Source organism: Cohnella rhizosphaerae, assembly GCF_029525575.1.
Taxonomy (GTDB): Bacteria; Bacillota; Bacilli; order Paenibacillales; family Paenibacillaceae; genus Cohnella; species Cohnella rhizosphaerae.
This window is the reverse complement of the sequence record NZ_JAPDIA010000003.1, coordinates 1,524,386-1,543,215: the sequence shown is the minus strand read 5'-3', so window position 1 is coordinate 1,543,215 and position 18,830 is coordinate 1,524,386. Positions and strand designations below refer to the sequence as shown.

Genomic DNA, 18,830 nt, shown 5'->3' with positions numbered 1-18,830 from the left:
CATCGTTCGCCCGCGAAACGCTCATCATTCGCCCGCGCCGGCTTCGTCCCGGTAAACGACCTTCCCGGCCTTGCACAATTGTTCGATCCGGAGCTTGCCGTCGCCGCGCCTGAACAGCGCGATATCCGCCGGAGCGCCCGCGGACAAGCCCGCAGCCGCCGGCAGCCGCATGAACCCCGCCGGCCTGACCGACGCCATGTCCCAGGCATCCGCCAGGCTCGCGATGCCGCGCGCCGTCATTTGCTCGATGCCCCAGAGGAGCATCTGCGCCGATCCGGCCAGCATCCGCTCCTGCTCCGCCAGATGCAGCCGCCCTTGCGGCGTCAGGACGACGCGGCCGCCGATATGCGTCGTGTATTCGCCCGGCGGCATGCCGCTCAGATATACGGCGTCGCTGACCAGCATCGCCTTCTCGCCCTTCGCCTTGAGGACGACCTTCAGTACCTGGTCGGGCAGATGAAAGCCGTCCGCGATCAGGCAGCTGTAAAGTTCGTCCTGGGCCAGCTGCTCCCACAGGTAGTTCGGATGACGAGGCAGCGTAAGATGGGCGCCGTTGCCGAAGTGCGTCGACATGCGCGCGCCGGATGCGACCGCTTCCTCGATCTGCTCGGCGGTGGCCGCCGTATGACCGATGGAGACCGTGACGCCGCTGTCCGTGAGGCGTCGTATGAACGCGCCGCTCCCCTCCCACTCGGGCGACAGCGTCAGGATGGCGATGCGGCCGCCCGCCGCCTCCTGCCATCTGCAGAACAGCTCCCAATCCGGCGCCCGGACGAATTCAAGCGCATGCGCGCCGCGCGCGCCGTCCTCGGGCGAGATAAACGGACCCTCCAGATGGATGCCCGCGATGCAAGCGGCCGCATCCGTATCCTGCTCGCATGCTTCGGCAATGGCCGCGACCTGGGAAGCGATCGCCGCCGGCGCGTTCGTGATGACGGTCGGATAGAAGGCGGTCACGCCCTCCCGCCGCAGCTCGCGCGCCACCGTCCCGGGCAGCTCGGGCGGGATCGGCGACCGGTTGAAGTCGTGTCCGGCGAAGCCGTTGATCTGCAGATCGACCAGTCCCGGCGCCGCATACGGCAGCGCGTCCCGCTCGGCCCGATCTGCCTCCGCGGACGCGATTCGCGCGATTCTTCCGGCCTCGACTTCGATCTCCACGGGCTCGCCCGTGCGATAGTGGAGCGCCTTGAGGATCATCTTTCCACCGCCCCGTACGAATCGAGGTCGACGTACAAGGCGCAGTCCGGATGGTTTCTCAAAATGGTGGACGGACAAGCCGTCGCGACCGGCTCGCTGAGCGTGCGCGCTACCGCCTCCCGCTTGGTCGGCCCCGGCACGACGCAGTACAGATGCGCGCCGGAGAGAAGGGCGGGCACCGTCAGCGTCAGCGCATGCGTCGGCACCGCGCCCATCTCGGGGAAGCAGCCGTCGTTGACCTGCTGTCGTCTGCACGCCTCGTCGAGCTCGACCGGCTTGACGAGCAGCGGATCGTCGAAGTCGGCGACCGGCGGATCGTTAAAGGCGATATGTCCGTTCTCGCCGATGCCGAGGCAGACGATATCGATCGGCGCTTCCGCAAGCAGCGCCGCATACCGGCTGCATTCGGCCTCGCTGCCGTTCGCGCTGTCGATCAGATGCACCGTGCCCGGTTTAACCCTGTCGAACAGCCTGCCCTGCAGGTAGCGCGCAAACGCTTGGGGAGCGCCCGCAGGCAGTCCCAAATATTCGTCCATATGAAAAGCGGCAATGCGCGACCAGTCGATATCCGGATCGGACGCAAGCGCGTCCAGCATCTCGTTCTGCGACGGCGCGGCCGCGAAGATCATCCGGATGCCCGGCTTGGCGCGAAGCAGCTCCTTTATTTTCGACGCGACGTCGGCGCCTGCCGCCGCGCCCATTTCGCCGCGGGTCCGGTACACCCGGACCTTCAGACCGTCCGCCCTCGTTTCCTTGACCGGCTGCTGCAGATTCGTCATTCGACTCGCTCCTTCGCTTGATCTTCCCCGATCGCGATCTCCGTCCGGCGGTTCGCGCTCTCATAGATCGATTCGACCAGCCTGACCGCCCGCCAGCCGTCCTCGCCCGAGCTGAGCGGCTCGGTACCCGTCTCGATGGCTGCGATCACGTCGAGGAACTGGCTCTGGTGAAACTCCGTGACGATGCTCTTCGGATCGGTGACGCCGCCGTACGTCTGCTCCTGCGCCCAGTTCGGCTGCTCCCAGCCGGGCACGGCCCACCGCACGATCGAGCTGCCCTCGAGCTTGATCGTCCCGGTCTCGCCGTACAGCGAGACCGTAGCAGGATAGCCCGGCTGGACGCTCGTCGAAGCCATCACCGTGCCGTATGCGCCGCTCTCGAATTGCAGGATCGCCAGCCCCAGGTCCTCGGCCTCCATGCGGTGCGTGAGCGTGGCCGTCTTGCCGAACACGGTGCGCGCGTCTCCCGCGAACCAGAGCAGCAGGTCCAGACCGTGAATGCCCTGGTTCATGAGCGCGCCTCCGTCCTCGGCGATCGTGCCCCGCCATTCGGCGCTGTCATAGTAGGCCTGGGTCCGATAGAACGGCAGCGTCATCTCCGCCAGCAGCAGTCTGCCCAGCCCGCCTGCGTCCAGCACCCGCTTGATCAGCTGATTGTTGGCCTCGAATCTGCGCTGGGCGATCGACGAGAGGACAAGGCCACGCTCGCGGGCCGCGTCGACCATTCGCCGGGCGTCACGCGCACTCATCGCCATCGGCTTTTCTACAATGAGATGCTTGCCTGCGTTCAGCGCGTCGAGCCCGATGGCCGCATGGCTGCCGCTCGAGGTGGTCACGCAGACGATATCGATATCGCCGCGACCGAGCAGCTCCCGGTAATCGGCGTACCATTCGCAGCCCTCCCGCTCCGCGATCGCTCGCGCCCGGCTCTCCGTCCGGCTGGATACGGCGATCAGCTTCGCGTCCTCGATCTGTCCGATCGCCTCGACATGCCTCTCCGCGATATCTCCGCACCCGATAATGCCGAACCTCCATTGCGTCATCCGCCTACACCTCTTTCGCGAGCGCGCGCAGCGCGTCGAGCGTCATGCGGGTCCCCGTCATTCGGCTCCCGTCTGCCGGCACGTAGTGCGTCTCGATCGTAAAAAAGCCCTTCGTAGCCGTCCGCCGCGAGCGCCCTCAGCTGCGCGATGACCGGCACGTCACCGGAGCCGAGCGGCACGCAGCGCGCCTTGCCGTCCGGACCTGCGCAAGCGTCCTTCAGATGCACGTGAGCCGCATACGGCTTGATCGTTTCGTAGCCCAACGGGTACGCTTCCTTGCCCGCATGCGCCTCGTTGCCCGGATCCCACAGCGCGCGCAGCGCCGGCGAGTCGACTTCGCGGACAAGCTCCGCCACCTCGCGCGCCGAGCCGCCGTTGCACGAGGCCTCGTTTTCGAGCAGCAAGCGTCACGCCCGCCTGGCTCGCGATATCCGCCGCGCGCCGAAGGTGCCCCGCGATCTCCTCCGCATAGCGCTCCGGCTCCCGCTCGCGCCAGAAGGAGAAGATCCGGATCCGCTTCGTGCCCATCAGGTCCGCGAGCGCGATGACCCGCGACAGCTTGTCGAAGTGCGCCTCGACGCTCTCCTCGGGCGCGCCGAACGTATCTCCGGACGCGACCGGCCTCGCGGGATCCAACGCGCACTTGAACACCGGCGAGGCGATGGCGGATATGTACAGTCCCCTCGCCTCCGCCTGCCGGCGGACTTCCCTTGCCTGCGCGTCGCTCAGGCTCGCCGCATTTTGCCCGTCGACGACGCGCACCTCCACGTGCGCCAACCCCTGCTCCGCCGCCCAGTCCAGCGCTTCCTCGTATCGGTCGGACACCTCGTCCGTCAGTACGCCCAATCTGCCTAAGAACATGCGCATGGCTCCTTTCGCAACGCTTTCTTTCTCTACTATAGCAACATCGCCCCGAAAGAAGTTGACGTATTTTGCGAAGGATTTTTACATTTTTTAAGGACGCAAAAAGCCCCCCGGCCGTTAGACCGAGGGCTGAGACTATGTAGACGAGCGGATCGTCCGCTCTCGCGTTTCTGTCATAGCTGGCGTTTGAAAACAACGATGATGTCGCGGGAGGCGCCCTGGCCCTGACTCGTATCGAAGCAGGACACCAGCTCCCAGCCTTCATATCCGTAGCGGTTCAGCTCGTCCTGGAACTCCTGCTCGTCGACCTTGCCGCCCAGCCAGCCGCCGGTCTTGTACTTCAACGTGCAATATTCCCACTTCGTCCCCATGGCGAACGCCTCCCCCTGACGAATGTCTAAACCTGCTGGTCCCCGAAAAACATCTCGTGCGCAAGCGCCGTCTGGATGCGCGATTCTTCGTCCGTGAGCTTGCGGATCAATTCCATCTCGACCTGCGTCACTTCTTCCCCTTGGAAGTTGATCTCGGCGATCGAAGCGATGATGCGGACGATGGCGACCGCTTTGTTGTCCGGCGCGTACGCGATGACTTTTTGGCCCGTAGGAAATACGCGGAACTGCTTCTTGACCATTTTGCCCCGCCCGTACTCAAGCAGCTCGTAGAGCTCCTGTTCGGACTTGAATTTGCATACCGAATTAAATTCCGTCTGGAATCCCATTTGCATCCCTCCGACCTTAGACTTGTGCTGCTATTATAAACCGTAGACCGCCCGCAAAGGAAGCAAAGCGTCGTTCGATTCGATCTAAACCTTTCGATTCAACCCGTTCGTTCGCAACCAAAAAAGGACCGGCACCCGGCTCGTCCGAAAACGAAGCGCAAGGTCCGGTCCAAAATAATTCGAAATTGATGTTGTAGAAATGCCTAGCTCGTGATATAATGAGAAATGGTACTTATCAGACATCCAAAGCATAAACTTCCTACTTCAGGATAGCACATACTTCATCGGATGTCAATTCCCGTTATTCTACACCGTTCCGCCCCAGCACTTTTACCGGATGGAGGGATGCGCTTTGACGATGGATACCGATTCTCCCGTAGTCGACTTCATGGACGACGACCTGAAGGTGCCTGCGGGCATTCGAATGGACGATCCGGTCCGCATGTATCTGAAGGAGATCGGCCGCGTGCCTCTGCTGACGGCCGACGAAGAGATCGCGCTCGCTCATCGGATCGAGGAAGGCGACGAAGCAGCCAAGCAGCGTCTGGCCGAAGCCAATCTTCGGCTGGTCGTCAGCATAGCAAGACGGTATGTCGGACGCGGCATGCTGTTTCTGGACTTGATTCAAGAGGGCAACATGGGCTTGATCAAAGCTGTCGAGAAATTCGATCACCGCAAGGGCTTCCGATTCAGCACGTACGCCACCTGGTGGATCCGTCAGGCGATCACCCGCAGCATCGCGGACCATGCGCGTACGATCCGGATCCCGGTTCACATGGTGGAGACGATCAACAAGCTCGTCCGCATCTCCAGACAGCTTCTGCAGGAGCTCGGCCGCGAGCCGACGCCCGAGGAGATCGCCAAGGCGATGGACATCACGATCGACAAGGTCCGCGAGATCATGAAGATCTCGCAGGAGCCCGTGTCGCTCGAGATGCCGATCGGCGAAGAGAACGACTCCCGGCTGGGCGAGTTCATCGAAGACCAGGACGCGCCGGAGCCTGCCGACGCGGCGGCGTTCGAGCTGATGCGCGAGCAGCTCGAGGACGTACTCGATACGCTTACCGAACGCGAGGAGAGCGTGCTGCGCCTGCGGTTCGGTCTCGACGACGGCCATACGCGGACGCTCGAGGAAGTGGGCAAGGCGTTCGGCGTCACCCGCGAGCGCATCCGGCAGATCGAAGCTAAGGCGCTGCGCAAGCTGCGCCATCCGAGCCGCAGCCGCCGGCTGAAGGATTTCCTGGATTGAGATTTAGAAAAAAATCACCGCCGTCAGCGCTGACGGCGGTGATTTTTTCGTTGCAGGGTCTCCCCGGTTAACTCGCTCCGATCGCATTCCCACTCGCGCAGTTGCACGGTTTTTCCCGCTAACTCGCCCAGATGACCTGTCGGTCATCCATCCATCTCCGCTCAACCGCCGTAATCGATCAGTTGCTTCTCGGCGTGCCGGGCGAGTGCGAGCTCGATCAACGTATCAAGCAGTTCCCGGTAGGAGACGCCCGTCTCCTGCCAGAGCAGCGGATACATGCTGAACGGCGTGAAGCCCGGCATCGTGTTGACTTCGTTGATCAGCAGCGCGCCGTCGCTCTTGCGCAGGAAAAAGTCCGCGCGGCAGAGCCCCGAGCCGTCTATCGCCAGAAATGCCCGCACCGCCATCTCGCGAACGGCCAGCGCCGTCTCCTCGGGAATCTCCGCCGGAATGATCATCGCGGATTTGCCGTCGATATACTTGGCTTTATAATCGTAGAATTCGTTCGAGCTGACGATCTCGCCGACGACCGATGCGCGCGGCTCGTCGTTGCCTAGGACGGCGACCTCGATCTCGCGCGCGTCGACGAATTCCTCTACGATCACCTTGCGGTCGTACCGCAATGCTTCCTCGACGGCAGCCGCGAGCTCCTCGCGATCGCGCGCCTTGGAGACGCCGACGCTGGAGCCGAGATTGGCGGGCTTTACGAAGCTCGGATAGCCGATCCCCTGCTCGATGCCGTCAAGAAGCGCTTCCCGTTCCTTGTTCCAGTGAAACCGCGTAAACGACCGATACCCCACCTGCGGCAAGCCGGCAGCCGCGAACATCGTTTTCATCGCCGCTTTGTCCATGCCGACCGAAGAGGCGAGCACGCCAGCACCGACGTAAGGCAGGTTCGCCATCTCGAACAAGCCTTGAATCGTTCCGTCCTCGCCGAAGGTGCCGTGGAGCAGCGGGAACACGACGTCCACCGAGCTTAGTCCCTCGCGAACGCCGGCTTCCGATACCGCAGTCTCGGACATGCCCTGCATGAGGGGAATGAGCGACGATCCGGTCGTTCCCGCTTCGCCGGCCGGCTCGAATTGCAGCTCCGCGACGGCCGCGGGCGGCGCCGCAAGCAGCGAACCCGCGCGCCACCTGCCTTCTTTCGTTATATAATAAGGAATAAGTTCGTATTTGTCGTAATCGAATGCCTTCAGCACCGCCAGTGCGGTCTGGAGCGATACTTCATGTTCGCCCGAGCGGCCGCCGTAGACGAGCCCGACGCGAATCTTCTGTCCAGTTCCCATTGTCAGCTTGACCTCCGCCTTGTTCGACTGCCTCGTATATTCGCCCTTAGGATCTTAGAAAATCGACTCGATACGATAAAAACGATACCGGGTATTCTCCGTCCAGGCGTAGGAATCGCGATAATCCCAGTATCGGTGCCTGCTGGGCACGGTATTGGCATTGACCAGCGGCATGCCGTCCGGAGCGGTCGCCGTCACGATCGTATTGTGCCTGAATTGGCCGTTGCCGTCCCAATCGTAGCAAATGACGTCGCCCGGCGACAACTGCTCGGGACGCTCCATGCGCACCGCCCGCAGCCCGGCCTGCCGCGGTTGGCTCAAAAAATGCTGCAGGCTGTTCGCGACCGCCCAACTGTAGCTCCAGCGCTCTTGCCCGCCCGACAGACCGTGATACCACCAGCCCGATTCTCTTTTCCCAGTATAGTTCATGGGCGCCCCCCCTGCAAAGAGACACTGGGAGACGTAGTTGGTGCAGTTCACCTCGAAAAGCTCGTACGCCGGATTGGCTTTATCCCACCAGGCCTCGGCGTAAGCGACGACGGCTTCCCGATCGTAAGGCCCTCTTCCGACGGGCGCTCCTCCATAAGGATTCGCCCAAGGCGCAGCCTGAACGCCGCTCTGGATTACCTGCCAGGCGGCATATCCGTCGCGGGCCGGCATAAACGGAACGGAAGGCGCTACCGGCCATTCGCCGGGGGCGCCCAAGGCTCCTTCCGCACCGGACCCTAGCAGCGCTGCGGAGGAGCGCTCGTCGCCCAGCGGCTCCGCGCGGTCCAAACGCCACTCGCCGCCGAAGGGGACGAGCCGGATCCGTTCGCGCTCGATCCGTTCTTCGGCATACGCCGCTTCGCCGGCGCCGCAGACTCTGGCGATCGTCAACTGCAAATCCGCGAACGCTTCCTTTTGGCCTGCGTTCCACCGCAGTACGCGGGCACGAATCTCGCCACGTCTCGGCTTCGCACCCGAAAACGCGTCGCGCCGCCGAAGCGCGCGTACCCGTCGTTCCAACTGCCGGCGGTGCGCCTCGTCGCCGATCCGCCCCAGCGCGTCGGGCGAGCGGTTCAGGTCCGCTTCGTTAACCGCGTTCACGTATTCGACCAGCGCCTTCTTTATCCGTTCGTCCAATTCCGGCACCGGACTCCCCTCCCGTTCGGCACAGCTTGCATCCGTTCAAATGTATGCTCGCGGCGGTTGATGCATGCCAGCTAATGATTCGGTTGGCACTTCTGCACTTCCGGCCGCGTCCGAGCGCCATGTGCTGCCCTGGGAAAGCACTTCTGCAATTCCGACCGCGTCCGGCGCCATATGCTGCCCTGGGGAAGCACTTCTGCCCCTACGACCACGTCCGGCGCCATGTGCTGCCCTGGGGAAGCACTTCTGCCCCTCCGACCACGTCCGGCGCCATGTGCTGCCCTGGGGAAGCACTTCTGCCCCTCCGACCACGTCCGGCGCCATGTGCTGCCCTGGGAAAGCACTTCTGCCCCTCCGGCCGCGTCCGAGCGCCATGTGCTGCCCTGGGAAAGCACTTCTGCCCCTCCGACCGCGTCCGGCGCCATGTGCTGCCCTGGGAAAGCACTTCTGCACTTCCAGCCGCGTCCGGCGCCATGTGCTGCCCTGGGAAACCACTTATGCCCTCCGGCCGCGTCCGAGCGCCATGTGCTGCCCTGGGAAAGCACTTCTGCCCTCCGGCCGCGTCCGGCGCCATGTGCTGCCCTGGGAAAGCACTTCTGCACTTCCGACCGCGTCCGGCGCCATGTGCTGCCCTGAGAAAGCACTTCTGCACTTCCGACCACGTCCGAGCGTCATGTGCTGCCCTGGGAAAGCACTTCTGCACTTCCGACCGCGTCCGGCTCCTCCCTCCCTCCCACCCCTTCGACGGCATTGATGCCGGGCACTCCCCCCCACTGCATTTCCCCTCGCTGCATTCCCTCCCGCGGCGCACCTCCTCGTTTCACGCCTCCCGGCGGATGATCCTTTACGTTTGCGGCATGCTAAACCTCATGCAATATCGGCCGTTTCCCCCCTCATTGGCAACAAACTGGACACAATCTCTCTTTACTGTGCGCCGGGATAACGCTATAATAATGAGGAAGGTTTAATTTTTGAAATCGGGTTTCACAGAATGAAACGTAAACGAGAACTTTTCTCATCCTCGCTTCGCTCTATTTTTATGAAATCCGTGCAATCTTATCTAGGAGGCCGATTATTTTGTCTACCCTTCCGTACAACGTACAGGCCGATCTGCAGGCAGCGGGCAATACGTACCGCTACTACAACCTGCAAGGTCTGGAAGAGCAAGGCCTGGGCGCCGTGTCCAAGCTGCCTTTCTCGATGAAAGTCCTGCTTGAAGCCGCCATCCGTCAATTCGACGGACGCGCCATCACGCTGGAGCACGTCAAGCAAATCGCCAACTGGGCGAACGGCCGCGAAGATAAGGAAGTTCCATTCATCCCCGCCCGCATCGTGCTGCAAGACTTCACCGGCGTACCGGTCGTCGTCGACCTCGCCGCGATGCGCGAGACCGTGAAGCAAGCCGGCGGCGATCCGAAGCGGATCAACCCGCTCGTTCCCGTCGACCTGGTCATCGACCACTCCGTCATGGTCGACGCATTCGGCACCGCGGACGCGCTGCAGACCAACATGGACCTCGAATTCGAGCGCAACGAAGAACGCTATCGTTTCCTGCGTTGGGCGCAAACCGCGTTCGATAACTTTAGAGCCGTTCCTCCGGCAACCGGTATCGTTCACCAGGTTAACCTCGAGTACCTGGCATCCGTCGCCGCCACCAAGACCAAGAACGGCGTCACCGAAGTGTATCCAGACTCGCTCGTCGGAACGGACTCCCACACGACGATGATTAACGGCCTTGGCGTCGTAGGCTGGGGCGTCGGCGGCATCGAAGCCGAAGCCGGCATGCTCGGCCAGCCGCTGTACTTCGTCATGCCCGAAGTCATCGGCTTCCGTCTGACCGGCAGCCTGGCCGAAGGCGCTACGGCGACCGACCTCGCGCTGACCGTCACCCAGATTCTCCGCAAGAAGGGCGTCGTCGGCAAGTTCGTCGAATTCTTCGGCCCGGGCCTCTCCAACATCAGCCTGGCCGACCGCGCTACGGTCGCCAACATGGCGCCTGAATACGGCGCGACGATCGGCATCTTCCCGGTCGACAACGAGACGCTGAACTACCTGCGTCTCACCGGCCGCGACGAAAAGCAAATCGAGCTCGTCGAAGCCTACTACAAAGCGCAAGGCATGTTCCGCACCGACGACACGCCGGATCCGACGTTCACCGACGTCATCGAGCTTGACCTTTCCACCATCGTGCCGAGCCTTGCAGGTCCGAAGCGTCCGCAAGACCGCGTCGAGCTGACGGCGATGAAGGAAGAGTTCAACAGCATCATCCGCACGCCGATCGACAAGGGCGGCTACGGCCTTTCCGACGAGAAGATCGCGCAGACCGCGCCGGTTAAGCACCGCAACGGCCAGTCGAGCACGCTTACGACGGGCGCCGTCGTCATCGCGGCCATCACGAGCTGCACGAACACGTCGAATCCGAGCGTCATGATCGGCGCCGGTCTCGTCGCGAAGAAGGCAGTCGAGCGCGGCCTGACGAAGCCTGCTTACGTCAAGAGCTCGCTGACCCCGGGTTCGCTCGTCGTTACCGACTACCTGGTGAAGGCCGGCGTGCTTCCTTACCTGGAGAAGCTCGGCTTCTACGTCGCCGGCTACGGCTGCGCGACTTGTATCGGCAACTCCGGCCCGCTGCCTGACGAAGTCAGCCAAGCGATCGCGGACAACGACATGACCGTCGCCGCGGTCCTCTCGGGCAACCGGAACTTCGAAGGCCGCGTGCATGCGCAGGTCAAGGCGAACTATCTCGCTTCGCCGCCGCTCGTTATCGCTTACGCACTGGCCGGTACGGTCAACATCGACCTTGCGAACGATCCGATCGGCTACGACCCGAACAACGTGCCCGTCTACCTGAAGGATATCTGGCCGACCAACGAAGAGATCCAGCAAGCCGTCGCGGCTTCGCTCGATCCGGAGATGTTCCGCAAGAAGTTCGAGAACGTCTTTACGCAAAACGAGCAGTGGAACAAGATCCCGGTACCGGAAGGCGAACTGTACGAGTGGGACGACAAGTCGACCTACATCGCGAACCCGCCGTTCTTCACCGACCTGGGCGATCAACCGGGCGACATCGGCGACATCAAGCGCGCCAACGTGCTGGCCCTGCTCGGCGATTCGGTCACGACGGACCATATCTCTCCTGCAGGCAACATTAAGGTCGACAGCCCTGCCGGCGAGTACCTGATCAAGCACGGCGTCGACAAGAAGGACTTCAACTCGTACGGCTCCCGCCGCGGCAACCACGAGGTCATGATGCGCGGCACGTTCGCCAACATCCGTATCCGCAACCAGGTCGCTCCGGGCACCGAAGGCGGCGTGACGACGTACCTGCCGACTGGCGAAGTGATGTCGATCTACGACGCGTCGATGAAGTACCAGAAGAACAAGACGAACCTCGTCGTCATCGCCGGCAAGGAATACGGCACGGGCTCCTCGCGCGACTGGGCGGCCAAGGGCACGTTCCTGCTGGGCGTCAAAGCGGTCATCGCCGAGAGCTTCGAGCGTATTCACCGTTCCAACCTTGTTGGCATGGGCGTGCTGCCGCTGCAGTTCCAACCGGGCAACGGCTGGAAGACGCTCGGCATCAGCGGCCACGAGAAGTTCGACATCGAAGGGCTCTCGAACGACGTTCAGCCGGGCCAGACGGTCACCGTTACCGCGACGCGCGAAGACGGCACGACCTTCTCCTTCCCTGCGATCGTCCGCCTCGACTCGATGGTCGACGTCGACTACTACCGCAACAGCGGCATCCTGCAGACCGTTCTGCGCCAGATGATCGCGAATCAATAATTCGTTCACGCCCAGCCGTATCCCGGGGCCGCTCCCGGCGATACGGCTTTTTCATGTCGCAGCCGCGCCTCCGGTCTCCCTTTTGTTTGGGAAACGGGATCGGGATACGCTATAATGAGGGACGGAGGTGACGATCGCATTGCCAACCGAGAATAAAGGCTTTATCCGGCGCTATAGATCGGCGATCATCATCGCGGCGCTCATCGTCGTCGTCATCGTCGCCAGCAACTGGTCCCTGCCGTATGTTTTGTACGGTCCGGGCTCGGCAGAGCCCGTGCACCCTCGCGTCGAGACGGACCACAAGGTCGATCAGAAGGGCGCGCTGCTCTTCACGACCGTATCGTCCTACTCCAAACCGAACGTATTCTCCATCATATATGCCTGGCTGAATCCCAAGATGGATATCCAGACGCAGGCCAAGGCGACGGGCGGCACGGTCAACCTCGGCGCCTATCGCAATCTGATGGCCTGGATGAGAGACAGCTCGGAGGCCAATGCGCTGCTCGCGGCCTATACGGCGATGAACAAGAAGATCGACGTGAAGGAACAGGGTATCATCGTCAATTCGTTCATCAAGGAGACGAAGGCGCGGGAGCACGGTCTGCAGGAAGGGGATATCATCACCTCGGTGGACGGCGTCAAAGCGAACAACGCGGAGGCGCTCAGCAAGTATCTTTCTTCCAAAAAAAGCAGGCGATACGGTCAAGCTGACGGGCACGCGCGGCGGAAAGGCATTTGCCGCGAGCGTGCCGCTCATCGAGATGCCGGGCACGGGCAAGCCGGGCGTCGGCTTCACCAATCAGACCGTGCTCAAGGTGACGCCGCCGGACAAGGTCAAGTTCGACTTCGAGGATACGGGCGGCCCGTCCGCCGGTCTCATGATGACGCTGGAGATCATCTCCCAGCTGCAGGGCAAGGATCTGACCAAGGGCTACCGGATCGCAGGCACGGGGACGATCGCGGCGGACGGCAGCGTCGGACTCATCGGCGGCATCCAGTACAAGCTAATGGCGGCCGACCGGGAAAAGGCGGACTACTTCCTCGTCCCTTACACGCGCGTCGCCGCCGACCATTGGCAGGACAACGAAAAAATCGCGCCGAAGGACGCGATCAACGCCGTTCTGAACGGCTTCGGCAATTGGAGCCTCGCGCAGCAGACGGTCGCCGACCTGAAGCTGAAGCCGAAGCTCGTGCCGGTCGCGTCTTTGCAGGACGCGCTCGATTTTCTGAACAGCCTGGAGCCGAAAAAGGACGTGAGCGCGGCGAGCCCGTCGCCTAGCGCCAAAGCATCCTGAAGTTAAAAAAGAGCCTTGATTGCCGGTTTAAGCGGCAATCAAGGCTCTTTTGCCTGCGTATGGACAGGAGATCCGCTGTTGTGCTCAGATCGCGTTTATGACTCGCTTACGGACACAGAATCCGCTATGAACTGGATTGTTATTCACGCCTCCTCTGTCCGCATACCGTTGATGCGGGACTAAGTTAGCGGAAATCGAGCATGCCCCTAATCGAGCAGCGCGCCCATGCGCGTAGCGGCGCCGATGATCGCCGAGGCGCGCTCTTCCATGACGTCCGGCGTCAGCCTGTTGGACGGGCCGGAGACGGCGAGCGCGGCGACCAGCTTGCCCGAGCGGCTGAAGATCGGCGCCGCTACGGCCGCGGCGCCCGGCTCCCGCTCCTCGAAGCTGGTCGCGTAGCCGGCTGCCACGACCTCGTCCAGCTGCTTCGCGTAGGACGGCCCCCCGCAGCCCCGCAGGCCACGCAGGATCGCTTAGCAGCGCGTCGCGCGTATGGCCGTCCTCGAACGCCAGCAGCACCTTGCTGGAGGCGCCCACGGACAGCGGCAGCCGGATGCCCACCTGCGCGACCCTTCGGATCGCCTGTCTGCTCTGCACCGCCTGGATCCGAACGCGTTCGAGCCGGTCGCGAATATACAGGCTGACCGTCTCCCCCATTTGATCCCGCAGCTTCTCCATCTCGCCGATAAGCACGACCGTCGGATCGTCCGATCGCGCGAAGTGCGCGGACAGCTCCAAGACGCGCAGCCCGAGCCTATATTTGTCCGTCGCGTCGTCCCGCGTGACGAAGCCCTTCTCCTCGAGCGTCGCGAGCAGCCGATGAACGGTGCTCTTGTGCAGCCCGCACTTCGCGGCCAGCTCCGTCAGGCTCCATTCGCTTCCTGTCGTGAACACGAGCAGGATGTCGAGGGCGCGTTCGACGGCGCGCACGGTTTTCTTTTCCTCTTCCAACGGGATCACCTCCGTTTCACTACATGAAACCTTGTTACACCCAGTATAACTCACTACCGCCTCAACGTAAATCTCCAAAGCTAGTATTACAGTTCGATTACATGTACCTAACAAAACGACAATGTCCGTTGACGCTTTAGGCCGTAAGCCCTAAATTTAAATTATCAGATAATAATGCGCTTTCAGTGCTAGATTGATAGAAATAGGAGGCGATCCCCATGAGCACGACTGTCCTGACGCCTATGCCTCTTCACGCCGGATCGCTTCACCTCGAAGAAGATTCTCCGCGCCTCACCGCCGCCCGTCGCCTGGCCCGTATTTTCGGGATCGGCACCGCTTCGCTCGCATGCGCCGCCGTGCTGATCGTCTTCGGCCTTTACGGTTATATGAGCTGGATTTTCACCCACCCGCCCGTCGCAGCGCTTAATGAAAACCCGATGTCCGCCAAAGGACTCGCCTATGACGACGTTTCCTTCCCCGCCGCGAACGGCGGCCGGATGACGGACGGCTGGTGGATCCCCGCTTCCGCCGTCAGCGCCCGCACCGTCGTGCTCAGCCATGGCTTCGGCGCCAACCGCGAAGAGTACTGGGTTCCGATGTACGACATCGCCGACATGCTGCATAAGCAGAACTATAACGTGCTGATGTTCGACTACGGCTATGCGGATCCGAATGCCAGGTCGGCCGCGACCTTCGGCATAGGCGAATCGAAGCAGCTCGTCGGCGCGTTGGAATACGCGCGGGAGAGAGGCTCGCGCGAGCTGATCGTCTGGGGCTTCTCCATGGGCGCCGGCACAGCGCTTCAAGCCGCCTTGCAGACTTCCTTGATCGACGGCATGATCCTCGACAGCACCTTCGTGACGAACGGAGATACGATCGCCTACAATTTGAAGCGTTACGGCGCTTTGCCTTCCCGTATGACGATGAACCTGCTCTCCCTATTCACGCCGCTATGGGCCGGCATTCGGCTCGATCAGATCCCGTCCGACGAGATTCAGTCCACGGCCTACAGCTTCCCCCTTGCTGCTCATCCACGGCACGCGTGACGACAAAGCCCCGTACGAGATTTCCGAACGGATCGCCAAGTCGCAGACGAACGCGGACTCTTCCCTTTGGCTCGTCAAGGACGCGATCCACGAGATGGTATTCCGCACGCATCCGGAGGAATACGTCGCGCGCACGACCGCCTTCCTGCAGACCGTCGATACCGACTTAGCGGCCAGCCGCGTTTCCAACATGGGCATGCTGGAGTCCGCCTGACCTTGCCGGCATGGGACAGCGCTCCCCCCCGCATACGATGGAACGAAGCCATCATCGGGGACGAAGGGAGGCTGGTCCTATGCTGCCAGGCCAAGTGCTTGCCCAACTGATCGACAGTAAATGGCGCGAATACCGGCATGCGCAATCGCTGCTTGAAGCGGTACCTAATCTGGAGCCGCCCTATGCCGGGCTGCTGCGCCAATGGGAAAACGCGCTGGGCAAAACGATCGCGGCCGCGCAATTCGCCGCGCAAGAGCAGGCGGCCGACGACGCGCAGGGCGTCTACGTCGAAGCGCCCGCCAGAGAAGCGCGGGTCCGGAGCCTGATCGCCGAGGCGATGCTCCAGACCCGCGAATTCGGCAAGCATCTGCTGCTGATGGGGAGCGGCAGCGAAGCGGTCCGCCGGTTCGGCCAAGACATCCGCCTCCCCCGCCGATTCATCCGACGACATCGAGAACAGCGACTACGGCGGGCCGGAGCCCGCAGACGCCGCACGGGCGCCGGGAACCAAAAAAGCGTCGGCCGGAACGCCTGGCGGCGGGACCGCTGGCGGGACAGCCGCGTCTCAATCGGCGGCGCCTGTATCCGCCGCGGCGAGCGCCGGCGCCGCGCCCGTGCCGATCGGCGGCCACAAGCTGCCGCCGCTGCCTTATGCCTACAATGCGCTGGAGCCCTACATCGACGAGACGACGATGCGCATCCATCACGACAAGCATCATCAGACGTACGTCGACGATCTGAACAAAGCCGAGCTCAAGCTGGCGGAGGCGAGGCGCAAAAACGACTTCGGGCTCGTCAAGCACTGGGAACGCGAACTCGCATTCAACGGAGCCGGGCATTACTTGCATACACTCTTCTGGGATACGATGACGCCGGGCGGCGGCGGCAATCCGTCAGGCCCGCTCGCGGATCAGATCGCGAAGGACTTCGGCAGCTTCGACGCCTTCAAGCGGCAGTTCTCCGAAGCCGCTGGCAAAGTCGAAGGCGGCGGCTGGGCGATTCTCGTGTGGAGTCCGAGGGCGCACCGCCTGGAGATTCTGACCGCCGAGAAGCACCAGAACCTGTCCCAATGGGACAACGCGCCGATTCTCCCGCTCGATGTGTGGGAGCACGCCTATTATTTGAAGCATCAGAACAAACGCGCCGACTACGTCAAGGATTGGTGGAACGTCGTGAACTGGCCTTACGCCGCCGCCCGGTTCGAGGAGGCGCGCAAGCTGAAGTGGCAGCCTTATTGATTCGATAGAAGGCGGACGTCACCAGGTCCCGCAAGCCGACGAAGCGTCTGCCTGCGGGGCTTTTCCGTCTTCGTCTCCGTATGGCCGCGTTCATGATTCTCGCGTTTTATTTAATGCCCAGAACCTTAATATGATGTATATTTAAACCAATAGAACAAAAGGCGTGGCCCCCCGTGCCATGGAAGCCCACATCAGGAGGAACCCCTATTATGCTTCAACGCCCCAGCGAATCCCGAGCGCCTCTGGTCTCCCGTATTTTCCCGACGCTGGTCGCCATCGCCGCAGCGATTCTTATTCCCGCCGCCGGACAAGCCGTCTCCGCCGAGCCGAGAGACGAACAGGCCGTCCTTAAGCAGGAAGCGCCCTTGCCCATTGATTATAAGAGTTATCGTATGGTATCCCGATCCGTTTCAGCGGATGGTCCCGCGTCGCTTCAACTGCAGGCGCAGTATCGCGGCATCCCGATTTACGGCAGTTATACGCGTCTTGAAGCGAATGATAAGGCGAACGGCTATGAGGAAATGTATGCTTCGCATGTGAACCTTGACCTTGCCGGCTTAACTTTGACGCCTGCCGTCGAACCGAACGACGCCATCGAATCGCTTAAGTCCGTCCTTCAGCGCGATTTAGGAGACGCGATCGGCACGTCGCCCGAAGACGGAGACGTCCCTTCGCCCGAAGCCTCGCTGCTGATATATCCGTTTGACGGCCGAACATACTTGGCCTACGAGGTGCAGCTCCGCTTCACGCGGCCTGTCCTGGGCGACTGGGTCGGCTACGTGGATGCGGCGACGGGCGAGGTGATCGACCGTTACGACCGTCTGAGCGCCGCGGCTGCGCAAGCCGCGCAGACCGCGCCGATCGGCTATGGCAAGGGAAGCGCCGGCACGCTGCAATCGTTTTACGTGAAGTCTCGCGTTGACGCAGGCAAGACGGTCTACCAGTTGCTGGACGCCACGCGGCCGGCCGCGATCCGTACCTTCGATTTTCGCAAGCCGTCGACGCGCAAAGACCTGCCCCAAGGGTACGACTACGTGACGTCCGGTTCCAAGACTTACGCCGATGCCGCCGCCGTCGACGCGCATGTCAATGCCAAGCGGGTCTATCTGTTTTACAAGAACAAGTACGGACGCAACAGCATCGACGACAAAAACATGGACATCCTCTCGTTCGTCCACGTAAACGGCAGCGCGCAAACGCGGAATAACGCCTTCTGGACCGGGTGGGCTATGTATTATGGAGACGGTACGGGTCTGAAAAAAGGGGGCGTCGACTGCACCTCCTGCGCCTACGATCTGGTTGCGCACGAGCTGACCCATGGAGTCACCCAACATACGTTGGGACTTGAATACCGCGGCCAAGCCGGCGCGCTGAACGAAGCCATCTCCGACATTATGGCTGCCGTCATGGACGCGAACGACTGGGAGATCGGCGAGGATACGGGCGCTGCGGTCCGCAGTCTCGCCGATCCCGGCAAATACGGCCAGCCCGCGCACATGGACGACTTCGTCAACCTGCCGAACGATGCGCAGCACGACAACGGAGGCGTCCACGTCAACAGCGGCATTCCGGCGCATGCCGCCTATCTCACCGCGCTCAAGATCGATAACGCGGATATCGGCATCGGCGGTCGGGATACGCTGGGACGCCTCACTTACATTCTGCTGCGGGATCGCCTGATTTCGCCGACGGCGGATTTCTACGAGGCGCGAGAGGGCTATATCGCTGCCGCCGGCCGCTTGTCCGGCCTGACGGCCGAGCAGAAGGCGACCGTGACGCTAAAGGTAAAGGATGCATGGAGCGCAGTCGGCATCGACGAGCGCTCGAGCTGACGGGAAGCAGATAATAGACGAAAAGAAACCGGGAAGATGCTCTATTCTGCATCATCCCGGTTTCTTTTCGATAGGCCCTTTGTTGCCAATTCTACGCATGGATGCGGCCATCTCGCCGTGCATCATGTTCGCCTCCGAAGCGGGTTAACGGCAGTACTGAAAAAATGCCCCTGCGGCCTGTAGGTTTGTGCATTCGCG

14 protein-coding genes and 4 pseudogenes are annotated in these 18,830 nt (G+C 62.1%); 8 read left to right on the top strand and 10 right to left on the bottom strand.

Annotated elements, in window-relative coordinates; translation table 11 throughout:
* Positions 1 to 24: 24 nt before the first annotated feature.
* The 7 genes and pseudogenes from OMP40_RS12670 to OMP40_RS12640 form a co-directional block, all read right to left on the bottom strand.
* Entirely contained in the window at positions 25 to 1,197 is a 1,173-nt protein-coding gene (locus OMP40_RS12670) for an N-acetylglucosamine-6-phosphate deacetylase (RefSeq protein ID WP_277531766.1), read from the bottom strand.
* Positions 1,194 to 1,976 (bottom strand): glucosamine-6-phosphate deaminase, encoded by a 783-nt coding sequence (locus OMP40_RS12665; protein ID WP_277531763.1) that lies wholly within the window; start codon positions 1,974 to 1,976, stop codon positions 1,194 to 1,196. The genes OMP40_RS12670 and OMP40_RS12665 overlap by 4 nt, the downstream gene beginning before the upstream one ends.
* Positions 1,973 to 3,019, bottom strand: a complete 1,047-nt coding sequence (locus tag OMP40_RS12660; protein ID WP_277531762.1) for a Gfo/Idh/MocA family protein — start codon at positions 3,017 to 3,019, stop codon at positions 1,973 to 1,975. Before OMP40_RS12660 ends, OMP40_RS12665 begins: the two co-directional genes overlap by 4 nt.
* Positions 3,016 to 3,375 carry a sugar phosphate isomerase/epimerase family protein gene (locus tag OMP40_RS12655; protein ID WP_277531760.1) on the bottom strand — a complete coding sequence of 120 codons (360 nt, stop codon included), beginning with the start codon at positions 3,373 to 3,375 and terminating at the stop codon, positions 3,016 to 3,018. The genes OMP40_RS12660 and OMP40_RS12655 overlap by 4 nt, the downstream gene beginning before the upstream one ends.
* A gap of 112 nt (positions 3,376 to 3,487) precedes the next feature.
* Positions 3,488 to 3,880 (bottom strand): annotated as a pseudogene (locus OMP40_RS12650) (sugar phosphate isomerase/epimerase family protein); the annotation flags it as partial.
* 176 nt (positions 3,881 to 4,056) lie between these two features.
* Complete coding sequence (locus OMP40_RS12645) at positions 4,057 to 4,254, bottom strand: DUF4177 domain-containing protein (protein ID WP_090108999.1); 198 nt, start codon at positions 4,252 to 4,254, stop codon at positions 4,057 to 4,059.
* Between the two features lie 26 nt (positions 4,255 to 4,280).
* Positions 4,281 to 4,601, bottom strand: a complete 321-nt coding sequence (locus OMP40_RS12640; RefSeq protein WP_277531758.1) for a hypothetical protein — start codon at positions 4,599 to 4,601, stop codon at positions 4,281 to 4,283.
* Between the two features lie 358 nt (positions 4,602 to 4,959).
* Here OMP40_RS12640 and rpoD point away from each other — a divergent pair, with 358 nt between their 5' ends.
* Positions 4,960 to 5,850: an RNA polymerase sigma factor RpoD gene (gene rpoD, locus OMP40_RS12635; protein ID WP_338131160.1), complete on the top strand. Its 891-nt coding sequence runs from the start codon at positions 4,960 to 4,962 to the stop codon at positions 5,848 to 5,850.
* 161 nt (positions 5,851 to 6,011) lie between these two features.
* On the opposite strand, the gene OMP40_RS12630 is transcribed toward rpoD, so the two are convergent.
* Together OMP40_RS12630 and OMP40_RS12625 are read right to left on the bottom strand one after the other, a co-directional pair.
* Complete coding sequence (locus OMP40_RS12630) at positions 6,012 to 7,139, bottom strand: D-alanine--D-alanine ligase (protein WP_277531756.1); 1,128 nt, start codon at positions 7,137 to 7,139, stop codon at positions 6,012 to 6,014.
* A 54-nt stretch (positions 7,140 to 7,193) separates the two neighbouring features.
* A complete protein-coding gene (locus OMP40_RS12625) occupies positions 7,194 to 8,273 on the bottom strand; it encodes an amidase domain-containing protein (RefSeq protein WP_277531754.1) in 1,080 nt (359 codons plus the stop codon).
* Positions 8,274 to 9,341: 1,068 nt separating this feature from the next.
* On the opposite strand from OMP40_RS12625, the gene acnA reads away from it, so the two are divergent.
* From acnA to OMP40_RS12610, 3 genes and pseudogenes are all read left to right on the top strand, one after another.
* Complete coding sequence (gene acnA, locus OMP40_RS12620) at positions 9,342 to 12,056, top strand: aconitate hydratase AcnA (protein WP_277533144.1); 2,715 nt, start codon at positions 9,342 to 9,344, stop codon at positions 12,054 to 12,056.
* A 397-nt stretch (positions 12,057 to 12,453) separates the two neighbouring features.
* Positions 12,454 to 12,684: pseudogene (locus OMP40_RS41575) on the top strand (hypothetical protein); the annotation flags it as partial.
* A 118-nt stretch (positions 12,685 to 12,802) separates the two neighbouring features.
* Complete coding sequence (locus tag OMP40_RS12610) at positions 12,803 to 13,351, top strand: S16 family serine protease (RefSeq protein WP_277531751.1); 549 nt, start codon at positions 12,803 to 12,805, stop codon at positions 13,349 to 13,351.
* Between the two features lie 206 nt (positions 13,352 to 13,557).
* Here the strand turns inward: OMP40_RS12610 and OMP40_RS12605 are convergent.
* Positions 13,558 to 14,302: pseudogene (locus OMP40_RS12605) on the bottom strand (IclR family transcriptional regulator).
* 218 nt (positions 14,303 to 14,520) lie between these two features.
* On the opposite strand from OMP40_RS12605, the gene OMP40_RS12600 reads away from it, so the two are divergent.
* The 4 genes and pseudogenes from OMP40_RS12600 to OMP40_RS12585 all read left to right on the top strand — a co-directional run bounded on the left by OMP40_RS12600 (position 14,521) and on the right by OMP40_RS12585 (position 18,632).
* Positions 14,521 to 15,348 (top strand): alpha/beta hydrolase, encoded by an 828-nt coding sequence (locus OMP40_RS12600; protein ID WP_277531749.1) that lies wholly within the window; start codon positions 14,521 to 14,523, stop codon positions 15,346 to 15,348.
* On the top strand, positions 15,323 to 15,562 hold the full coding sequence (locus OMP40_RS12595) for an alpha/beta hydrolase family protein (protein WP_277531747.1): 240 nt from the start codon (positions 15,323 to 15,325) through the stop codon (positions 15,560 to 15,562). The genes OMP40_RS12600 and OMP40_RS12595 overlap by 26 nt, the downstream gene beginning before the upstream one ends.
* Before the next feature lie 608 nt (positions 15,563 to 16,170).
* Positions 16,171 to 16,800 (top strand): annotated as a pseudogene (locus OMP40_RS12590) (superoxide dismutase); the annotation flags it as partial.
* Between the two features lie 209 nt (positions 16,801 to 17,009).
* Positions 17,010 to 18,632: a M4 family metallopeptidase gene (locus OMP40_RS12585; protein WP_277531745.1), complete on the top strand. Its 1,623-nt coding sequence runs from the start codon at positions 17,010 to 17,012 to the stop codon at positions 18,630 to 18,632.
* Positions 18,633 to 18,830: the final 198 nt, after the last annotated feature.